This window comes from Arthrobacter sp. GQ119, from assembly GCF_059759125.1.
On sequence record NZ_JCAXEA010000001.1, the window covers coordinates 109,769 to 129,875 of the forward strand.

The following is a 20,107-nucleotide window of genomic DNA, read 5'->3' on the forward strand; positions in this document are numbered from 1 at the left end:
TTTACGGCCTTCCGGGCGCCGTTGCTCCGGATAATTGTGACCATACTCACAATGCTCAGGGGGTACAACCACCGCCGGGGAAACTGAGCATAATGCACCATCTGGCGGGCTCAGACCGTGCTAGCCTTGCGCATTATGCAAGCTTTGGATGGCACTGACACCCGCCTGCTTTCGGCATTGGCGAGGGACCCCCGCCGGACAGTCGTTGCCTTGGCCCAGAAGCTGGGCCTGTCCCGAAATACAGTCCAGGCCCGGATGGCGCAGCTTGAAAAGAAACATGTCTTCCTTTCCTTTGAGCGCCGGATTAATCCGGTTTCCCTGGGGTATCCGCTGATGGCCTTCATCTCCGTTCATGTCCAGCAGCGGAAGCTCGGCAGCCTCGCCGAGGAGCTGGCCAGCGTCCCGGAGATCCTCGAAGGTTACGGGCTCACCGGCCCGGCTGACCTGCTGCTGCGGGTGGTGGCGCTGGACGCCGAGGACCTGTTCCGGATCAACGGAAAAATACTTGCCTGCGACGGCGTGGAGAGAACTGACACCGCGCTGGCTATGGGAGAGCTGATTCCGTTCCGGATCCAGCCGCTCCTGGACCGCGGTTCAGCAGAAGAGTGATGGCTCCGCAGAAGAGTGATGGTTCGGCAGAAGAATGACCGGCTCCGCAGAAGAATGAAAGGCTCACCGTGAGCAACACCCAGAACCCTTTCCACCAGCGTCGGCGCCTGCGGCCGCCAAGCCGACTACCGGCGGAGAACCGCAAGGGACTCTGGATAGTCCTTGGCATCGTGGGAGGCGTCCTGTTGCTGGTGGCCGTGGGAGTCGCGCTCCTGATGAACCTGGTGGGCGGGGCAACCCGCCAGGCCTCGGATCTGGCGGACAGTTTCACCAGGCTTGTCATCTCGGGTGATACGGACAAGGCCTACGACGACTTCCTGGATCCGGCGCTGAAAGAACAACTGCCGCGGGAGGACTTCACCTCCGGCGTTCAGAATCTGCATCTCGACCCGTCCTGCACCACAGCCTTCGACGACGTCAAGGTCAGCGGTGAGGACGGCTCCAACATCGCGGACGTTTCCGGCGTCATCCAATGCAACGGCAGGGACGTGGACCTCGTTTACCGCTTTTCCGGAGAGGACGAGCTGAAGATGGTCACCATCCGGCTCAAACCAAAAGGCTGAGCCTCACGCGTCGCAGGCGGGAGCCCCCGTCACATTTTAGTGCGGGGGCTCCTGCCGTGCCTGCCCGTAGTCGGCGGGTCAGTGCTCCGCCGCGGTCAGTGGTCGACGGCCTTTTCCGCGCCCACACCGGTCAGCGAGCGGACTTCCATCTCGGCCTGCTTGGCGGGGTCTTCCCTCCTCTTGTCCAGGACCGTACCCAGCCAGCCGAGGAAGAAGGCCAGCGGGATGGACACGATACCGGGGTTGCTGAGCGGGAAGACCGCAAAGTTGACGCCCGGCATCATGGACGTCGCGGCGCCGGAAACCACCGGGGACAACGCGATCAGGAGAATGGCTGAGGCCAGGCCGCCGTACATGCTCCAGATGGCACCCTGCGTGGTGAACCTGCGCCAGAACAGCGAGTAGATGATCGTCGGGAGGTTGGCGGAAGCCGCCACGGCGAACGCGAGCGCCACCAGGAAGGCCACATTCTGCCCGTTGGCGAAGATGCCGCCCACAATCGCCAGGACCCCGATGACCACCACCGTGCGGCGGGCCACCCTGACCTCGGTATCGGCGTCGGCCTTTCCCTTGGCGATGACGCTGGCGTAAATGTCGTGCGCAAAGGACGCTGCTGCAGTGATGGTAAGTCCGGCCACGACGGCGAGGATCGTGGCGAAGGCCACCGCGGAGATGAAGCCCAGCAGCAGCGGACCGCCCAGGTGGAAGGCCAGCAGCGGAGCGGCCGAGTTGACGCCGCCGGGAGCAGCCTTGATGGTGTCCGCCCCCACGAGGGCAGCGGCGCCGTAGCCGAGGACCAGGGTGAAGAGGTAGAACAGGCCGATCAGCCAGATGGACCAGACCACGGATTTCCGGGCTTCCTTGGCGGTGGGGACCGTGTAGAAACGCATAAGCACGTGCGGCAGGGCGGCCGTGCCGAGCACGAGGGCCAGGCCGAGGGACATGAAGTCCAGTTTGGAGGTTTCCGTCTTGCCGTACTGCAGGCCCGGGTTGAGGACCGCAGGATTGTTGGCAGTGTCCACCGCGGCGCCCAGCAGGCTGGAGAGGTTGAAGCCGTAGATGGCCAGGACCCAGAGTGTCATGACGGCGGCACCGGCGATGAGCAGGATGGCCTTGATGATCTGCACCCAGGTGGTGCCCTTCATGCCGCCGATCAGGACGTACATGATCATGAGTGCGCCCACGACGATGATTACGAGCGCCTGGCCTCCCCAGTCGCTGATGCCCAGCAGCAGCGAGATGAGGCTGCCGGCGCCGGCCATCTGGGCCAGCAGGTAGAAGAAGCAGACAGCCAGCGTGGAGATGGCGGCGGCGATGCGGACCGGACGCTGCTTGAGGCGGAAGGACAGGACATCGGCCATGGTGAACTTCCCGGTGTTCCGCAGCAGCTCGGCCACCAGGAGGAGCGCCACGAGCCACGCGACGAGGAATCCGATGGAGTACATGAACCCGTCGTAGCCGTTGATGGCGATGGCTCCGGTGATCCCCAGGAAGGAGGCTGCGGACAGGTAGTCCCCGGCGATGGCCGTGCCGTTCTGCGATCCGGTGAAGGAACGTCCGGCGGCATAGTAGTCAGCGGCCGTCTTGTTGTTCCGGCTCGCCCGCAGGACGATCACCATGGTGACCGCGACGAACAGGCCAAAGATGCCCATGTTGAGGAGGGTTGTTTCCTTGAGTGCGGCGACGTCCACCGCTGTTGGAATGCTGATCATTTACCTGCTCCGCCCGCTGTGCTGCCGGACATTCCCGTATGCGTCCGGTCAAACCCGTCCGCCCCGTCAAACCCGTCCGCCCTGTCGAATTCGTGGTCTTCAATGCCGTGCCGGATGTCGGCGGCGATGGGGTCCAGCTTCCGGTTGCAGTAGCTGACGTACCAGCCGGTGATCGCAAACGTGGTGACGAACTGGAGCAGACCCATGATGAGCCCGATGTTGATGTTGCCCCACACCTTGGTGGACATGAAGCCCACCGCGTAGTCGGCCAGCAGGACATACGCGAAGTACCACAGCAGGAACGCAACGGCCATGGGAAATACAAAGCTGCGGTGGCGCTTGCGCAGTTCCTTGAACTGCCCGGTGGTTTGGACTTCCTCGAAGTCCGCGGACGCCGCTGCGTCCGGAGTTCGGGCATCAGTACCCATCTTTCCTCCTCGTTGAGAGTGTCTTCCACACCGGCTTTGCACGCTTCCACGGCCAGTGTGACCCCCATCACTGTGCTCCACCCCCGGGCGCGGTTCCAGTATTTGCGGGCTCCCGGGCGCCTAGCGGTGGCGATGCTGCGCCAAACGGCACGCGATACGCTGGGCAGCATGCCCGACTCCCCGCTCTACGCCGCAGCCGCCGTTGCGGTGATCGCCTTGGCGATTGCCGTCGTCGTGGGCGTTGGGCTCAAGGTTCTCCGGTCCTTCCGTGAGCTGGGCACCGATGCCGAGCGCGCCACCTACAACACCCTGCATGCGGCGTCGAAAGCCGGCCAGCACCTGCGGACGGGGCTCAATCCCGCAGGCGCCGCCAAGGCCAGCCGGCAGCTGCGGGGACTGCTGGGATGCGACGCCCTGGCCATTACCGATATCTCGGGGGTGCTGGCGTGGGACGGCGCGGCCGAGGAGCTCAAACCACGGCTGATGCCGCTGGCCGCCGATGTCCTTGCCGGCGGGCGGACGCAGGTGATAAACGCCGGGGAGTTTCCGGAGCTGACTTCCGGGCGCGTCAGTTCCGCGGTCATCGCACCGATCCGCGCCGGGTCCCGGGTGGTGGGCGTGGTGGCGGCCTTTGCGCCGTCCGCCGGTGCGGGGCTGGTGCGTGCCACGAGCGAGGTAGCCGATTGGGTGGCGGCCCAGGTGGAGCTTGCCGAACTTGATGCGTCGCGGACGCTGCTGATGGAGGCGGAGGTGCGGGCATTGCGTGCCCAGATCAGCCCGCACTTTATTTACAACTCCCTGAATGCGATCGCCTCCTTCATCAACACTGACCCGGCCCGGGCGCGTGAACTCGTCGTGGAGTTTGCGGACTTCACGCGCTACTCGTTCCGGCGGCACGGCGACTTCACCACGCTCGCCGAGGAATTGCGGTGCATCGACCGCTATCTCCTGCTGGAGCGCGCCCGCTTCGGTGAACGGGTCCAGGTCAGCCTGCGGATCGCTCCCGAGGTGCTGAGCACCGTCATTCCGTTCCTGAGCCTGCAGCCCCTGGTCGAGAATGCCGTCCGGCACGGCCTCGAAGCGAAGGAGGGACCCGGGCACATCACCATCACCGCCAATGATTCGGGCGCGTTCGCGGAGGTCACCATCGAGGACGACGGCGTGGGGATGGATCCGGTGCAGCTCCAGTCCATGCTCGCCGGACACACGGACGGGGAACACGTTGGCCTGCGGAACGTGGATGCACGCCTGCGGCAGGTCTACGGTGACGATCATGGCCTGGTGATTGAGACGGCGCCCGGCGAGGGGACGCTGATCACCATGCGCGTCCCAAAGTCCCAGCCCGGACACGACGCCTGAGGCGCGGGCACGGCGGCGGGAAGGCCCGGCGGGCAGCAGATAACCTTGAATCATGATTAACGTCCTCGTCGCCGACGACGAGTTGCCAGCCATTGAAGAACTCGCCTTCCTGCTGGGCAAGGATGACCGCGTCGGCACTATCCTCCGCGCTTCGTCAGGCGCGGAAGCGCTGCGGGCGCTGGAAACCCAGGCGGTGGACGCCGTCTTCCTCGACATCCACATGCCGGCTGTCTCCGGGCTGGAGGTCGCGGCGGTGATTTCCCGCAGCAGCCGCCCGCCCGCCGTCGTCTTTGTCACCGCAGACGACGACTGCGCGCTTGAGGCGTTTGAGCTGGCGGCGGTGGACTACCTCCTGAAACCGGTCCGCGCCGAGCGTCTGGCCCGCTCCGTGGGGCGGATCAGCGAGCTGATCGGCGACGGCGGCCCCGCACCGGAGATGATCACCGTGGACCAGGGCGGCACCACGAAAATGATCAGGCGCGACGACGTCACCTATGTTCAGGCGCAGGGCGACTATGCGAGGCTCCACACCGCTGATGCCAGCTACCTGATCCGGGTTCCGCTGGCGGACCTGGAACAGCAGTGGGCGGACGCCGGCTTCATCCGCACGCACCGTTCCTATCTCATTTCCCTGTCCCACGTCTCGCACCTGAAACTGGCCGCCGTGCGGCCCAGCGTCACGGTGGAAGCGGCCGAACTGCCGATCAGCCGCCGGCACCTGCCGTCCGTGCGGGAGAAACTGGAGGCCACCCGGATCAGGCCGCAGGCATGACACGGGTGAGGGTGACCGCCCCCCGCTCCGCGGCGCGGCCTGCCGTGGAGTCCCGCGAAGCGGCAGAGGAATCCGCGGTGGGGCAGGTCTTCGTCCGGTCCCTGATCCGCTCCCAGCTCCGGCTTGCCCTCGTGGTAGCAGGCGGTTTCCTGCTGGTCCTGGGGGCGTTTCCGCTGCTGGCTGCCATCCCGGGGCTGGCGGAGTCGCGGATCGCCGGCATTCCCCTCGACTGGCTGCTGCTCGGCGCAGGCATCTACCCCGTGATGGGGGTCAGTGCCTGGCTGTACATCCGAAGTGCGGCGCGGAACGAGGCCCGCTACCGCGACCTCGCCGGGGACAGGTGAGGGGCCGGTGAACCCGGCCGTCGGGATCGCGGCTTTTGCGGCGGTAACAGTCGCCACCGCGGTCATCGGCTTCTACGGACTGAGGATTTCCCGGACCACCGGCGACTTCTATGTGGCCTCGCGCACGGTCCCGCCGTGGTGGAATGCGTCGGCGATCGGCGGCGAGTACCTGTCCGCTGCGAGCTTCCTGGGCGTGGCAGGACTCATCCTGCTGTCCGGCACCGATGCGCTGTGGTTCCCTGTGGGCTACACCGCCGGATACCTGATGCTCCTGCTGTTCGTGGCCGCCCCGCTCCGCCGCTCGGGGGCCTACACCATTCCGGATTTCACCGAGTCCCGGCTGGATTCCCGTGCCGTGCGGCGGGTGACCAGCCTCGCGGTGGTCATCGTGGGCTGGTTGTACATCGTCCCCCAGCTGCACGGCGCGGCCCTCACGATCCGGACCACAACGGGCCTGCCCTCATGGGTGGGGTCCACCGCCGTCGTCGTGGTCGTGAGCCTGACCGTGGTGGCTGGCGGGATGCGCTCCATCACGTTCGTGCAGGCCTTCCAGTACTGGCTCAAGCTCACCGCACTGGCCGTGCCTTTCATTTTCATCGTCCTTGTCCTGGCGGAGAACAGTTCCCCCACCCTGGCCGCGGCTGCTGCGAACCCCACGGGCCTGGCACCCGCCGGCCCATACCAGAACATCTCGCTGCTGGTTGCCCTGCTGTTCGGAACGCTCGGGCTGCCGCACGTGCTCGTTCGCTTCTACACGAACCCGGACGGGCAGTCAGCCCGGAGAACCACGCTGATAGTGCTGGGCCTGCTGTCCGTCTTCTACCTTTTCCCCACTGCCTACGGTCTGGTCGGGCGGATGTTTGCGCCGGGACTTGCCCTGGCCGGGCAGGCCGACGCCCTCGTCCTGCTGCTGCCGGGACGCCTCATCGGCGGACCGGGCGGCGAACTGCTCTCCGCACTCGTGGTGGCCGGCGCCTTTGCCGCGTTCCTGTCCACCACCTCGGGGCTCGTGGTGTCGCTCGCCGGCGTGATCAGCCAGGATGTGCTGGGAGGCAGCGTCCGCGGCTTCCGGCTCGCTGCGCTCGTTTCCGCAGCGGTCCCGCTGGGCCTGGCGTTCATGACGGACTCGCTGGCCCTCGCCGGCAGCGTCGGCCTGGTCTTCGCTTTTACAGCCTCCACCATCTGCCCCGTACTGCTGCTCGGCATCTGGTGGCGGGGACTGACCGACGCCGGCGCCATCGCGGGCATGGCGACCGGCGGCCTGCTGTGCGGCGGCGCCATGGTGGCGGGCACCGTGCTGGGTGCCGGCACGCCCTTCTGGCTGGCCCAGCCGGCTGCTTGGACGGTGCCTGCCGCGTTCGCCGTCATGGTCCTGACGTCGCGGGCCACGAAGTCACGGGTCCCCCGCACGATCACGAAGGTAATGACCAGGCTCCATACGCCCGAAAGACCGCTGGCCACAGGCGCTGACATGACGCGGCGCTGAGACGCCCGGCGGCCGTATCGTTGGTCGGCGTAGCCAGCCAACGTGGGCGTGTCAGGCGAAGTCAGCCCCCGTATTCAGCCTGCGTGGCCAGCCTGCGTGGTCAGTCGATGGCGGCCATCAGCTCGATCACGCGGTCCAGGAACGCATCCACCTGGGTTTCCTCGTACCCGACCTGGCCCACCGCCGGACGGAACACCGCGCGCCGGACGTTGTCCACGCTGAGCGGCTTGTCCTCTTCAAGGTAGCCGATCAGGTCCACGCACAGCCTGTCCACGTCCCGGGTGTTGTAGCTGCGGGTCTTCTTCCCGGCCGGGCGGCGGAACCGCTCCCCGTCGGGCCGGTGCAGGCGGCCCCGCAGGGTGGCCGAAAGCTGCCCGATCTGCCGAAGCCACGCTTCCTCCCCCTGCGCGGCGATGAGTTCGTCCCGCTCACGGCGGGCGAAAGCATCTTCGAGACGGTCCAGTGCCGCGTCCACAGTAGTGGCGGAATAGCCGCCTTTGACCGGGTCAAAGGACACCGCGCGGACGTCGAAGCTTTTGACGGGGTGGGCGGCGGCGTCGGGTGACTCCAGGGAAACGCGCGCCCGTTGCAGGAACTGGTCCACCTGCCTGGCGTTGTAGCCATATTCGTTGCGGGGCACGCGCTCGAAAGCGGCCGGAATGTGCCGTTGGTTGTCCACTCTCACTATGTATCCTTCGGTGCTTTTCAGCTGCGTTGTAACCGCAACATTCTATGGCGGGCGGTTGTCAGGCTCCGGAAACGAGGACGAAGAGGAGATAAGCCACCGGGGAGGCGAACACAATCGAGTCCAGCCGGTCCATGACCCCGCCGTGCCCCGGAAGAATGCTGCTCATGTCCTTCATGCCGAGCTCGCGCTTGACCATGGATTCCGCGAGGTCCCCTGCGGTGGCGGACGCCACCATCCCCACGGCAAGAACGACGCCCACCCACCACGGCTTTCCCAGCACGAAGGTGCAGGCCAGAACGCCGATGAGCATTGCTCCCGCGATGGACCCCGCAAATCCCTCCCACGATTTCTTCGGACTGATCTTTGGAGCCATGGGGTGCTTGCCCAATGAGGCCCCCACAATATAGCCGAAGGTGTCGTTGGAAACCACGAGCAACAGCAGGATGATCACCTGCCAGGCGCCCTCCGGCACCGTTCCTCCCGGCCACGGGCCGACGGGCGTCACACCGCCCGCGACATGGAGCGGCAGTGCCGAGAAGCTTATGAGGAAGGGCACCCAGGCGAGGGTGAAGACCCCCGCGAAGATGCTGCGGGCCGAGCCTGTGGCGCTTTCGATGGAACGCCACAGGAGAACGGCCACGCTGCTGGCCAGCATGGCGAACAGCAGGCTTTCCAGCCCGCCGAAGTAAGCCGCAAAGGGCATCGCCACGGTGCCCACCATGACCGGGACGATGGGCAGCCGTGTGCCGTTGCCTTCCAGGGCGCGGAAGATCTCCCACACGCCGAACACGGCAAAGGTGGTGGTGACGGCGACGAAGCCGAGCGGCAGGAACAGCAGTCCGCCCAGGACCGCGAACAGCATGGCAAGCCCGACGGCGGTGGCCGCCGGAAGGTTGCGCCCCGCGCCCGGCGTGGGGTTAGGCCTAGGCTGCCGTGCCTGGCGGGTCTGGGATCGGTCCCGCGCTCCGGGGGCCTGCTGTGCCTGACCCATCAGACTTCGAGCAGCTCTGCTTCCTTGCGCTTCAGCAGTTCATCGATGCCCTCGACGTGCTGCTTGGTGATGGCGTCCAGTTCCTTTTCACCACGGCTGCCTTCATCCTCGCCCGCCTCGCCGTCCTTGACCAGCCGGTCCAGGGTTTCCTTGGCCTTGCGCCGGATGTTGCGGATGGAGACCTTGGCGTCCTCACCTTTGGACTTCACGATCTTCACGTATTCCTTGCGGCGCTCCTGGGTGAGCTCCGGAATGGTGATGCGGATGACGTTTCCGTCGTTGGACGGGTTGGCGCCGACCTCGGAATCGCTCAAGGCACGTTCGATGTCACGCAGGGCGGTCTTGTCATACGGCGTGATGAGGATGGTGCGCGCATCGGGAACCGCGAAGGACGCCAGCTGCTGAAGGGGCGTCGGCGTGCCGTAGTACTCCACCATCACCTTGTTGTAGAGGCCCGGGGTTGCCCGGCCGGTCCGGATCGAGGCGAAGTCTTCCTTGGCTACCTCAACCGCCTTGTCCATCTTGTCCCCGGCTTCGAGCAAGGTTTCTTCGATCACGATCTCTCCTCAGCAATTGGTTCCCGGCAGAACCGGGGCATCTCACAATCCGGGTTCCGCCCGATGGACGGAACCTTCCTAGAAATATCCTAGCTGTAACTAGGGGGTGACCAGCGTTCCCAACTGCTCGCCGAGGATGGCCCGGGTGACGTTGCCTTCGCCTTCCATGCCGAACACCACCATGGAAAGGTTGTTGTCCTTGCACATTGTCATGGCGGTCTGGTCCATGACCCTGATGTCCCGGCGGAGGGCGTCGTCGTAGCTGAGCTTTTCGAGCTTCTCGGCGGCCGGGTCCTTCTTCGGGTCGGCGGTGTACACGCCGTCGACGCCGCTCTTGGCCATCAGGACAACGTCTGCGTGGACTTCAAGGGCACGCTGGGCTGCAACCGTGTCTGTGGAGAAGTACGGCAGGCCGGCGCCGGCGCCGAAGATGACGACGCGGTTCTTCTCCATGTGGCGGATGGCGCGGCGGGGAATGTAGGCCTCGGCCACCTGCCCCATGGTGATGGCGCTTTGGACACGGGTCTCAACGCCCGCCTGCTCCAGGAAGTCCTGCAGGGCGAGGCAGTTCATGACAGTTCCGAGCATGCCCATGTAGTCAGCGCGTGAGCGGTCCATGCCGCTCTGGGACAGTTCGGCTCCGCGGAAGAAGTTGCCTCCGCCCACCACAATGGCGACCTCGACCTCGGGAATGGCTGCGGCGATCTGCTTGGCGACTGCCCGGACGGTGTCCGGGTCGACTCCCAGCTTGCCGCCGCCGAAGACCTCACCGGACAGCTTAAGGAGGACCCGGCGCCTGCTCTTCTCTGACTGGACTGAAGTATTGACGGCTTCCATGATGCCTTCCGTTGGTGGTTCTGAGCAAAGATTATCGTGCTGAGCGGCCAAAGCTCATATTCCGCCCTGGCCGGTGCATGCAAAAGGGGCGGCCACCGAAGTGACCACCCCATTGCTTGTTTGACTAGGAACCGACGCGGAAGCGCGTGAAGGCTGTTCCCTTGACGCCGGCCTCTTCGAGGACCTGGGCCACAGACTTCTTGGCATCCTTGGCGAAGGCCTGGTCAACGAGGACCTCACCCTTGTAGAAGCCCGTAACGCGGCCTTCCACGATCTTGGTCATGGCGGCTTCGGGCTTGCCCTCAGCCTTGGCGGTCTCCTCGGCGATGCGGCGCTCGGACTCGACCAGTTCAGCCGGAACGTCCTCGCGGGAGAGGTAGTTCGGGGCCATGGCGGCGATGTGGACAGCAACGTCGTGGGCTGCGGTGGCAGCAGCGTCGCCTTCGCCGTCAACAGCGAACAGGACGCCGACCTGGGCCGGGAGGTCCTTGGAGGTCTTGTGCAGGTAGGCATCGACCGTGGCGCCCTCGATGCGGGAGATGCGGCGGACCACTACCTTCTCGCCGAGGACAGCGCCTTCTTCGACAACAACCTCGGACAGCGGCTTGCCGTCCACGTCGGTGGCGAGCAGGGTCTCGAGGTCGGCGGCGCCGGACTCGACGGCGACGGCCAGGACCTTGTCGGCGAGCTGGATGAACTTGTCAGCCTTGGCGACGAAGTCGGTCTCGCAGTTGACCTCGATCATTACGCCGACGGTGCCGTCGACCTTCGCAGCAACCAGGCCTTCGGCCGTGGAGCGGCCTTCACGCTTGGTGGCGCCCTTCAGGCCCTTGATGCGAATGATCTCGATCGCCTTCTCGGCGTCGCCGTTGGCTTCGTCGAGCGCCTTCTTGACATCCATCATGCCGGCGCCGGTGCGCTCGCGCAGAGCCTTGATATCAGCGGCAGTGTAGTTCGCCATGTGAACCCCTCTGTCTAGAAAATTTATGTGGTGTACGGACTGACAGGACGGCAGCCCACATGGTGGGCCGCCATCCTGTCAGTTGCCCCGGCGCCCGAGAGCGCCGGGAAATCCCGGTGGAGTTGTTTACTTGTCGGCGTCGGTAGCCTCGGCAGCAGCCGGGGCTTCCTCTGCAGCCGGAGCAGCTTCAGCGGCGGGTGCCTCAGCAGCCGGAGCTTCAGCGGCAGCGGCCTCAGCCTTGCTGCCCTCGAGGAGTTCGCGCTCCCACTCGGCCAGCGGCTCTTCCGGAGTCTCGGTGGTGCCGGTTGCGCGCTGGTTGCGGGCGATCAAACCCTCGGCAACGGCGTCGGCAACAACACGGGTCAGGAGGTTCACGGAGCGGATGGCGTCGTCGTTGCCCGGGATCGGGAAGTCGACTTCGTCCGGGTCGCAGTTGGTGTCCAGGATGGCCACAACCGGGATGTTCAGCTTCTTGGCCTCGTCAACAGCCAGGTGTTCCTTCTTGGTGTCCACGATCCACAGCACGGACGGTGCCTTGGTGAGGTTGCGGATACCGCCGAGGTTGGACTCAAGCTTGGTGAGTTCGCGGCGGAGGAGCAGCAGTTCCTTCTTGGTGTAAGCGGAACCGGCGACGTCGTCGAAGTCGATCTCTTCGAGTTCCTTCATGCGCTGGATACGCTTGGCGACCGTCTGGAAGTTGGTCAGCATACCGCCGAGCCAACGCTGGTTGACGTACGGCTGGCCAACGCGGGTTGCCTGCTCGGCAATTGCTTCCTGGGCCTGCTTCTTGGTGCCGACGAAGAGTACGGTGCCGCCGTGTGCAACAGTGGCCTTGACGAACTCGTAGGCGCGGTCGATGTAGGACAGCGACTGCTGGAGGTCAATGATGTAGATGCCGTTGCGCTCGGTGAAGATGAAGCGCTTCATCTTCGGGTTCCAACGGCGGGTCTGGTGTCCAAAGTGGACGCCGCTGTCAAGCAGCTGGCGCATGGTTACGACGGGCATGCCGACGCTCCTTCCGGCAGGTCATTCATGAGAGCACCCGGAGGCCACTCTTACCCTGCCAATAGTTGACGGTTATTAGCTTCGCCCACGGCGGGCGACGCTCCTGGCATCCATTGCACTTCTCATCCGGGCTGTTGGCCCGGACCGCAAGAGGCACAATCCTCCTCCGGGAACCTAAGGCTTCCGGTGATGGAGGGCTGGATGCGCGTAGTCAGCTGCCGTTCCCCCGCACTCCTGAATGGGGCGTGCTGACGCTACCCAAGGGATTGGAATGCGTTGAGGGCACAGCAAACTGCTCCGTCAAGTGTACTACAGCGCTCCCCTGCCTCCGCACCATTCTTCCCGCCCTTAACGGGGTTTTCCACATAGCCCCTGAGGCAGGTTTTTATGGCAAGGCCTCCCCGCCAGGCTGGAGGGATGAAGACACACGCGCTCCCGGCCGTTCTCTTGCTCGCCGCCATGGCCGCCGCCCCGTCGGCACCGCCGCCAGCAGTACCGTCAGCATCGCCATCAGCACTCCAGGAAGAGCTGGGCGCGGCCTACGCTGCGCCGGCGGCGCCGTCGTGGAGCTGGCCGCTAAGTCCGCGACCGCCGGTCCTGCGGCCTTTCGACCCGCCGGACAAACCGTGGATGAGCGGCCACCGCGGCGTGGACCTGAAGGCAGCGTCCGACGGCGCCCCGGTCACCTCGCCGGAGTCCGGCACCGTCAGCTTCGTCGGGGTGGTGGTGAACCGTCCCGTCATCACCATTGACCACGGCAATGGCCTGCGCAGCAGCTTCGAACCCGTGCGCAGCAGCCTGGCAAAAGGCGACGCCGTAGCCAAGGGAGACGTCCTGGGTGCAGTGGTCATGGGACACTGCGGAGCCACACCATGTGTTCACTGGGGCGTGCGCCGTGGCGACGGATACCTGAATCCGCTCGAATTTGTTCTGGATCTCAGGCCATCCATCCTGCTGCCGCTGTACGGGAAGTGAGCCTAGACGATGGCAGAGACGCCGGTGACTGCGCGTCCTGTGACCAGCGTGTTCACCTCGTGCGTGCCTTCGTAGGAGTAGATGGCCTCGGCATCGGCGAAGATCTTGGCCATCTCGAAATCGGTCACGATCCCGTTTCCGCCCAGCAGGCTGCGGCCGATCGCCACGCTCTCGCGCATCCGCGCGGTGGTGAAAGCCTTTGCCAGCGCCGATTGCTCGTCCCTGGCGTCTCCGGCATCTTCCAGCTGGGAGAGCCGGACCATCATGCCCATTGAGCTCACGGCATTTCCCAGTATCTGTACGAGTTGGCTTTGGACCAGCTGGAAGGACGCGAGCGGGCGTCCGAACTGGTGGCGCTCAACGGCGTAGCGGCGAGCGACATCGAACGCGGCCAACTGCTGGCCCACAGCCTGCCAGGCCACGGCGAGGCGCGTGACTTTGAGGACTTTGTTGGTGTCCCGAAAGCTGTTGGCGTGTGCCAGCTTGAAGAAGTCCGGAACGGCCACATCCTGAAGGGTGATGTCCGCATTCTGGACCGTGCGCAGTGAGATCTTGTTCTCAATCTTCGTGGCACTGAACCCGGGAAGGGTCGTGTCCACGAGGAATCCCTTCACCTGGTTGTCGGCGAGATCCCGTGCATAGATCACCACCCAATCCGAAAACGTGGCATTGCCAATCCAGCGCTTGGCGCCGTTGAGGATCCACTGGCCGCCCTCCCGCCTGGCCGTGGTGCGCGTGCCGCCGGCGACGTCGGAGCCGCCCAGCGGCTCCGTCAGGCCGAAGGCGCCGATCTTCCGAAGGGAGTAAATATCGGGCAGCCAGGCGTCCTGCTGCTCGGCCGATGCGAGTGCTTCGATGGACCCGGTGAACAGACCGTCGTGAACGCCCATGAAGGTGGCAATCGAGGTGTCCGCACGGGTGACTTCAGCATGGACAATGCCGGCGAAGAGGTTGGAATGGCCCTGGCGCCGAACTGGGCTGACGAGATCTATCTCGGCCAGCTTGGGAATCAGCTCCATGGGGAACTCGCCACGGTTCCAGCAGTCCACGGCGATCGGCTTTACCTCGCGGGCCAGGAAATGCCGGATCTCCGCCAGCCGGTCCTGTTCCTTGCTGCCGAGCAGCTGTTCGAAAGCGAAGAAGTCGCCGTCGGCGTAGGGAAGGTTGTTGATGTCGATTGCGGCTTTGGACATGGGATTCCTTCACGGTGATCGGCAGTGACCCGACAGGTTCAGGCCTTGCGCACGAGTATGTTACTGACGAGTAACATACTCCACTTGCCGCGCTAAATAAAGCCGCCGCCGTTTCGACGGTTCCCTGCAGGCTCGACGTCACGCACCATCGAGTGGTGCAGGAACCGTCGAAATGGCCACAAAAACAAAAGGAGCCGCGGCCGACGTCGAAACGTCGGCCCCGGCTCCTGTGCAGAACAGGTAGGGCTACTCGGACTTGAACCGAGGACCTTAGGATTATGAGTCCCGCGCTCTAACCAGCTGAGCTATAGCCCCTTGTACCTGGGATGTGTCCCACATGCCCTGGCGCCCGGACCCCGGGGCCATCATCTGCGGGGCAAAAACACTCTAGCAAACTGGCGAACGGCTTTTGGACCATCCCCGGTTGAGCGGCACTTTCCTAAACGACTTTGTCCTCGTAGTTCGCGCCGCGGTACAGATCTTCAAAGGTCTGCAGGGTTCCCTGGATGCTGTGCGGCTCCACCATGCAGCGGCTCGCCTCGCCCATGGCCTTCCGTTCCGCTTCCGGCAGCCGCAGAATCCGGGTGATTTTCTGGGCGAGGTCGTTGCTGTCATTGGGTGTGAACAGGTAGCCATTCTCACCGTCCCGCACCAGGTGCGGAAGCGCCATGGCGTCAGCCAGCAGCACCGGCGTCGAGGCGGACATCGCCTCCAGCGTCACGAGGGACTGCAGCTCGGCCGTCCCCGGCATGCAGAAGATGTCTGCCCTGATGTACGCCCTGCGCAGATCCTCGTCGCTGGCGAGGCCCAGGAACTTCACGCGCTCCTGCAGCCCGAGCCGCTCCACGAGCGAATCCAGCTCCGGCCGTACCTCCCCGCCGCCCACGATCTCCAGATGGACGTTCAGATCCGCCGGGGTGGCTGCCACCGCCTTGATCAGTACGTCAACGTGCTTCTCCTCAGCCAGCCGGCCGGCAAAGAGCACCGTCGGGTTGGCATGGGGCTCGATAACCTCGTCCGGCTGGACTTCGTAGGCTGCAGAGTCGATGCCGTTGGACAGCGGCAGGACTTTCCGCAGGAAGGCGTGCTGGTGCATGGCCTTGGCAGCCAGCGGCGTGGGCGTCGTAACGACGTTGGCCTTGCCCATCACCTCGCCCATGTCCTTCCAGGAAATTTTCCCGATGATGTCCTTGAACCACTGGGGGAAGGGCAGGAACGGGTTGAGGTTTTCCGGCATGAAGTGGTTGGTGGCAACGATCCGGATACCACGCTTCAGTGCCTCGTACAGCACATGCTCGCCAATCATGTAGTGGCTTTGGATGTGCACCACGTCCGGCTGGACCTTGTCGAAGAGGAGGCTGATTTCTTTCTTGATCTCCCAGGGAAAACAGATCCGGAAATACTCGTGCGTGAAGACGCTGTGTGAACGAAGGCGGTGGACGGTGGCTTCCGCGCGGAACTCGGTGAAGCTCTTGCCTTTGTCCTGACGGCAGGCCAGGACGTGGACGTTATGGCCGCGGCCGGTCATGCCCTTCGCCAGCCGGTAGCCGAACTGGGCGGCACCGTTGACGTGCGGCGGATAGGTGTCGGCGGCAATCAGGACGGTCAGTGGGCGCTGGGCATCGGGCATGGTCATGTGGAGAGCTCCTGGGGGTCACGGCGCGGTCAGCTGTAGCTGTCCACACCGGCTGGCACTGGCACATATAGCGCTGGCACGTTCGCGCCTGGCCCGCTTTGGAAAAGTCGGCTAGTGGGACGCCCTGCCCGCGGCTTTCCGAGCGTCTTTCTTCCGTTTGGTCACCTCGGGGTGGTGCCGGGAGAGGGCGATTACCCCCACGATAGCAAGCGTTGCGGCCGTACCCATGGCTATCGCCATCACGGCGTGGACGTCAGGCCGCAACTCACCGAGGATAGCGATGCCGATCGCAATGCCCACAATCGGGTCGATCACCGTCAGCCCTGCGATGACCAGGTCCGGCGGCCCCGTGGAGTATGCACTCTGCACGAACCAGGATCCGAGCCCTCCGGCTGCCACAATGGCGACCACGGAATACCACGGGACATTCAGGAGGGCCAGGCCGTTGGGATCGAGCAGGTGCTTGCCGATGATGCGGGTCAGGACCGCCACGAAGCCGAACAGCACTCCGGCGCCAAGAATGTAGATGAAGGCACTCATGCGGTGCTTGAACATGGCCGCCAGCGTGCCGAAGAGACCCACCGCCAATCCAAGCAGCAGCACAATGGTGAGTTCGTCGTCGGCATTTACCTGGTGGTTTTCCTGCGTGACGTTCACGGCGAGCAGGACGAACAGCGCAGAACCGGTGACGCAGGCCGAGATGGCCACCACCGTGGCCCGGTTGATGCTCAGCCCCTGGTCCTTGGCATTGACCACCGTGGTGATGACCAGCGCGATGGCACCGATCGGCTGCACCACCGTCAGCGGGGCGGTCACCAGCGCAACAGCATTCATGCCCATACCCACGCACAGCAGCAGGAGCCCGAACACCCAGCGGGGGTTCCGCAGGAGGCGCAGGAATCCGTTGGAACTGAGGGCCAGCCCGCCTGTATCTGCCTTGACGGCGCTCCCCTGGCGCTGGGCGCCGAAGGCCAGGAAAAATGCGCCCAGGACGGCCAGGAAAACCGCAAGCCACACCATCAGCTGCCCCCGTCGTCGCCGGCGGCCAGCAGTTTGCCCTTGCGGCGGATGGCCCAGAAATAGTTGTAGGCCGCCACCCAGTGGCCGATCAGCCCCAGCCCGAGCACGATCCAGGCAGCAACGAAACAGGCACCGGCCAACGGAAAGTCCAGTTTCGAGAGCACCAGGAGCGGCGTGCCCAGCAGCAGCAGGCCGGTGCGTACCTTCCCGATCAGGCTGACCGGAAGGCCCGGATGGCTGTGGAAATAGAAAAGCGACATCGCAAGCAGCACGGCGTCCGGAATGACGAGCGCCGCCAGGAACCACCAGTGGACCACTCCCGCGATGACAAGCGTCACCGCAACGGCGAGCAGGGCGATCCTGTCGGCGATGGGGTCCATGACCCTGCCAAGCTTGGACGCCTGGTTGAACCGGCGGGCAACGTAGCCGTCCACCCAGTCCGTACTGCCCATGATTGCCAGCACCAGCACGGCGTACCCATATTCTTTTTGCGCCAGCACCAGCCAGATGAAGATCGGCACGCCCATGAAGCGCAATACCGTGAGGAAATTGGGGACAGTGAAGATCAGGTCACGATCGACGTGCGGCTGGCCGGGGCGGGAACCAGCGCCGATGAACCTCATCCGGTCCCCCTCTCCTCCGCCGGGGGCGTCTTCCTGTCAGAGTTCAGGACAACGCTCAGCTCTTGAACAATTTCCGTAGCAGGGCAAGCAGCACCGCAGTGGACGCCGCGAACGCCAGAAGGGGCTTCCACCGGCCTTCCAGCCGTTCCGGCAGTGACCCCGTGCCGACGTCCCCGGAGGATGAAGCGGACCGTGCCGCCAGCCTTTCACCGATCCGGTCCTTGCTGTCTTTGAGCTTGTCCCTGCCCTCATCCAGCCGGTGCCTGGCCACGCCAAGCAGAGCCTGCGTCTGGGTCTTGACGTCGATTTCTTCGCCGAGGTCGTCACGCACACCCGTGAGGTGTTCACGCCGCTGCTTCAGGCGGCGCTGGACTTCGGGCTCCGACACAGGCGGGACCTCGACGGCTTCTGCCGCTTTCCTGGACTCTTTCTCAGCCTTGGCCCTGGCCTTGGCAGCTGCCTGGGCTTCCTTGGCGGCCTTGGCCTGCGGCGAGTTGGGGTCCAGCACGGCGGCGTCGAAGTCCGAACCCTCTTTGGCAATACCGAGGTCATGCTTCAGGCCCCGGATGGTGTCCTCCGGCATCAGTGGCATGGCTTGCTTGAACTTCCGGAGACCTATGAGCCCGCCGATCAGGGCGATCAGCAGGAAGACGGCGCAGACGAGCAGCGCCGCGAGCCATGCGGGCATGATGGTGGCGAGTCCCATGATGGCGGCGACGATCAGTCCGGTGACCAGGAAAGCCAGGAACACCGCGGCCACTCCGAAGAACGCTCCGGCCACGCCGAGCTGCTTGCCCTTGCGCTTGACCTCAAACTTGGCCAGGGCAATCTCGTCGTTGAGCTGCCGCGGCGCCAGTTTGAAGATGAGCCTCAACGTTTTTGGCAGCGCAGTAATGCGCAATCCCTGGTTGGCCCGCCCGCTGTGACGCCCGCTCATAGGTTCCGCCTAACTGGTTCCATAGTCGATTCTTCTTCGGTTGCGCAGGGCCTTATCCCGGCTCGACGCGCCCACGCTGACAAAACTATCATTCAGGGTCGATACCAACTTCTGGATATACGCCACGGCGTGCCCTCCAACGATGTAAAAGTATGATCTTTGGGCCCTAGGATTGATCCCTGTGACCATCACCAACCCGGGCGATGCCCTGAGCCGACGCCAGAAATTCCTCTACATCCTCCTCCTTGGCGCCCTCACCGCTTTGGGCCCCTTCACCGTGGACCTCTACCTGCCGGCCTTCCCTGCATTGGAGAGCAGCCTGAATGTGTCGGAGGCCGCGGTTCAGCTGACCCTGACCGGCACTACTGTCGGCTTCGCCCTGGGGCAGCTGGTGGTTGGCCCGTTCAGCGACAAGTTCGGCCGGCGGGTGCCCCTCATCCTGGCCACCGCTGTGCATATCGGCGCCTCGGTGGGGGCCTCGCTGTCCACTGACATCGGCACCCTGGGCCTGTTCCGTGTCCTGATGGGCATCGGCGCCGCAGGCGGGGGCGTCGTGGCCATGGCCATGGTGCGTGATCTCTTCAGCGGCTATGCCATGGTGCGGATGTTCTCGCGCATGGCCCTCGTCAACGGACTGGCTCCCATCCTGGCGCCGGTGATTGGATCGCAACTGCTCCTGGTGATGGAATGGCCGGGCATCTTCGTATTCCTGGCCTGTTACGGCACCACGGTGATCGTCGCGGCCATGTTCCTGGTCCGGGAGACCTTGCCGCGCGGGCAGCGGGGGCAGTCCGGGATGACTGCCAGCCAGCGTTACAGGACGCTCTTCTCCGACCGGATCTTCGTTGGCCTTTTGCTGGTGGGCGGCATGAACTTCGGAGGCTTGTTCACTTACCTCTCGGCCTCCCCGTTCCTCTTCCAGGACATCTTCGGCTTCACGCCGCAGCAGTACGGCCTGCTGTTCGGCGTCAACTCACTGGGCATCGTGGCCGGCGTCCAGACGAGTTCGCGGCTGATCAAAATGGTGCCGCCGCAGTGGATCCTCGCTGGCTCCACCGCCTGGATGTTCCTGATGGCACTGCTGATTGTCCTCTTCGATCAGCTGGGGTTCGGGCTCTGGGGCGTCCTGGTTCCCCTCTGGTTCTACATCCTCGGAACGGGCTTTACCTTCCCGAGCGTCCAGGTCCTGGCCCTGGCCAGCCACGGCGCCCAGGCCGGCACGGCCGCTTCACTGCTGGGAGCCTCCACGTTCCTGATGGCCGGCATCATCTCACCTGTGGTGGGCTGGGTCGGCGGGAGTTCCGCCACCCCGATGGGTGCCGTCCAGGCCTGCTGCATCTTCCTGGCGGCTGCTGCCCTGTGGCTCGTGGTCCGCCCCAAGACCGTGCCGTCCATCCACTAGTACGCTGGC

The 20,107-nt window shown here is 64.7% G+C and carries 21 protein-coding genes and 1 tRNA gene; 8 read left to right on the forward strand and 14 right to left on the reverse strand.

Annotation, left to right across the window (positions count from 1 at the left end):
• The first annotated feature begins 135 nt into the window (after nt 1-135).
• Complete coding sequence (locus tag AC6CH3_RS00540; RefSeq protein WP_498130589.1) at nt 136-609, forward strand: Lrp/AsnC family transcriptional regulator; 474 nt, start codon at nt 136-138, stop codon at nt 607-609.
• A gap of 68 nt (nt 610-677) precedes the next feature.
• Entirely contained in the window at nt 678-1,172 is a 495-nt protein-coding gene (locus AC6CH3_RS00545) for a hypothetical protein (protein WP_498130590.1), read from the forward strand.
• A 95-nt stretch (nt 1,173-1,267) separates the two neighbouring features.
• On the opposite strand, the gene AC6CH3_RS00550 is transcribed toward AC6CH3_RS00545, so the two are convergent.
• Nucleotides 1,268-2,884, reverse strand: a complete 1,617-nt coding sequence (locus AC6CH3_RS00550) for a monocarboxylic acid transporter (RefSeq protein WP_498130591.1) — start codon at nt 2,882-2,884, stop codon at nt 1,268-1,270.
• On the reverse strand, nt 2,881-3,312 hold the full coding sequence (locus AC6CH3_RS00555; RefSeq protein ID WP_498130592.1) for a DUF485 domain-containing protein: 432 nt from the start codon (nt 3,310-3,312) through the stop codon (nt 2,881-2,883). The genes AC6CH3_RS00550 and AC6CH3_RS00555 overlap by 4 nt, the downstream gene beginning before the upstream one ends.
• A 168-nt stretch (nt 3,313-3,480) precedes the next feature.
• Here AC6CH3_RS00555 and AC6CH3_RS00560 point away from each other — a divergent pair, with 168 nt between their 5' ends.
• The 4 genes from AC6CH3_RS00560 to AC6CH3_RS00575 are packed head-to-tail and all read left to right on the forward strand — an operon-like array spanning nt 3,481 to nt 7,273.
• Nucleotides 3,481-4,671 (forward strand): sensor histidine kinase, encoded by a 1,191-nt coding sequence (locus tag AC6CH3_RS00560; protein ID WP_498130593.1) that lies wholly within the window; start codon nt 3,481-3,483, stop codon nt 4,669-4,671.
• A 52-nt stretch (nt 4,672-4,723) separates the two neighbouring features.
• The gene (locus AC6CH3_RS00565) at nt 4,724-5,443 is read left to right on the forward strand and encodes a LytR/AlgR family response regulator transcription factor (RefSeq protein ID WP_498130594.1); all 720 of its coding nucleotides are present in this window, start codon (nt 4,724-4,726) and stop codon (nt 5,441-5,443) included.
• Nucleotides 5,440-5,787: a DUF485 domain-containing protein gene (locus tag AC6CH3_RS00570; RefSeq protein WP_498130595.1), complete on the forward strand. Its 348-nt coding sequence runs from the start codon at nt 5,440-5,442 to the stop codon at nt 5,785-5,787. Before AC6CH3_RS00565 ends, AC6CH3_RS00570 begins: the two co-directional genes overlap by 4 nt.
• A gap of 7 nt (nt 5,788-5,794) precedes the next feature.
• Entirely contained in the window at nt 5,795-7,273 is a 1,479-nt protein-coding gene (locus AC6CH3_RS00575; RefSeq protein ID WP_498130596.1) for a sodium/solute symporter, read from the forward strand.
• Nucleotides 7,274-7,373: 100 nt separating this feature from the next.
• On the opposite strand, the gene AC6CH3_RS00580 is transcribed toward AC6CH3_RS00575, so the two are convergent.
• The 6 genes from AC6CH3_RS00580 to rpsB form a co-directional block, all read right to left on the reverse strand.
• Entirely contained in the window at nt 7,374-7,952 is a 579-nt protein-coding gene (locus tag AC6CH3_RS00580) for a DivIVA domain-containing protein (RefSeq protein ID WP_498130597.1), read from the reverse strand.
• A gap of 67 nt (nt 7,953-8,019) precedes the next feature.
• The gene (locus tag AC6CH3_RS00585; protein WP_498130598.1) at nt 8,020-8,952 is read right to left on the reverse strand and encodes a phosphatidate cytidylyltransferase; all 933 of its coding nucleotides are present in this window, start codon (nt 8,950-8,952) and stop codon (nt 8,020-8,022) included.
• Entirely contained in the window at nt 8,952-9,509 is a 558-nt protein-coding gene (gene frr, locus AC6CH3_RS00590) for a ribosome recycling factor (protein ID WP_498130599.1), read from the reverse strand. The genes AC6CH3_RS00585 and frr overlap by 1 nt, the downstream gene beginning before the upstream one ends.
• Nucleotides 9,510-9,608: 99 nt before the next feature.
• A complete protein-coding gene (gene pyrH, locus AC6CH3_RS00595) occupies nt 9,609-10,346 on the reverse strand; it encodes a UMP kinase (protein WP_400577896.1) in 738 nt (245 codons plus the stop codon).
• A gap of 124 nt (nt 10,347-10,470) precedes the next feature.
• Nucleotides 10,471-11,307 (reverse strand): translation elongation factor Ts, encoded by an 837-nt coding sequence (gene tsf, locus AC6CH3_RS00600; RefSeq protein WP_498130600.1) that lies wholly within the window; start codon nt 11,305-11,307, stop codon nt 10,471-10,473.
• 126 nt (nt 11,308-11,433) lie between these two features.
• Nucleotides 11,434-12,312: a 30S ribosomal protein S2 gene (rpsB, locus tag AC6CH3_RS00605; protein WP_400577900.1), complete on the reverse strand. Its 879-nt coding sequence runs from the start codon at nt 12,310-12,312 to the stop codon at nt 11,434-11,436.
• 417 nt (nt 12,313-12,729) lie between these two features.
• Between rpsB and AC6CH3_RS00610 the strand changes: the two genes are divergently transcribed.
• The gene (locus AC6CH3_RS00610; protein WP_498130601.1) at nt 12,730-13,287 is read left to right on the forward strand and encodes a M23 family metallopeptidase; all 558 of its coding nucleotides are present in this window, start codon (nt 12,730-12,732) and stop codon (nt 13,285-13,287) included.
• Nucleotides 13,288-13,289: 2 nt separating this feature from the next.
• On the opposite strand, the gene AC6CH3_RS00615 is transcribed toward AC6CH3_RS00610, so the two are convergent.
• From AC6CH3_RS00615 to AC6CH3_RS00640, 6 genes are all read right to left on the reverse strand, one after another.
• Nucleotides 13,290-14,480 carry an acyl-CoA dehydrogenase family protein gene (locus AC6CH3_RS00615; protein WP_498130602.1) on the reverse strand — a complete coding sequence of 397 codons (1,191 nt, stop codon included), beginning with the start codon at nt 14,478-14,480 and terminating at the stop codon, nt 13,290-13,292.
• Nucleotides 14,481-14,721: 241 nt separating this feature from the next.
• Nucleotides 14,722-14,795: transfer RNA gene (locus AC6CH3_RS00620), tRNA-Ile, on the reverse strand.
• Between the two features lie 124 nt (nt 14,796-14,919).
• Nucleotides 14,920-16,116: a glycosyltransferase gene (locus tag AC6CH3_RS00625; protein ID WP_498130603.1), complete on the reverse strand. Its 1,197-nt coding sequence runs from the start codon at nt 16,114-16,116 to the stop codon at nt 14,920-14,922.
• Nucleotides 16,117-16,227: 111 nt separating this feature from the next.
• Nucleotides 16,228-17,136, reverse strand: a complete 909-nt coding sequence (locus AC6CH3_RS00630) for a DMT family transporter (RefSeq protein WP_498130604.1) — start codon at nt 17,134-17,136, stop codon at nt 16,228-16,230.
• The gene (locus AC6CH3_RS00635) at nt 17,136-17,759 is read right to left on the reverse strand and encodes a CDP-alcohol phosphatidyltransferase family protein (protein ID WP_498130605.1); all 624 of its coding nucleotides are present in this window, start codon (nt 17,757-17,759) and stop codon (nt 17,136-17,138) included. The genes AC6CH3_RS00630 and AC6CH3_RS00635 overlap by 1 nt, the downstream gene beginning before the upstream one ends.
• A 55-nt stretch (nt 17,760-17,814) precedes the next feature.
• Nucleotides 17,815-18,696, reverse strand: a complete 882-nt coding sequence (locus AC6CH3_RS00640) for a phage holin family protein (protein ID WP_498130606.1) — start codon at nt 18,694-18,696, stop codon at nt 17,815-17,817.
• Between the two features lie 181 nt (nt 18,697-18,877).
• Between AC6CH3_RS00640 and AC6CH3_RS00645 the strand changes: the two genes are divergently transcribed.
• On the forward strand, nt 18,878-20,098 hold the full coding sequence (locus tag AC6CH3_RS00645) for a multidrug effflux MFS transporter (protein WP_498130607.1): 1,221 nt from the start codon (nt 18,878-18,880) through the stop codon (nt 20,096-20,098).
• Nucleotides 20,099-20,107: the final 9 nt, after the last annotated feature.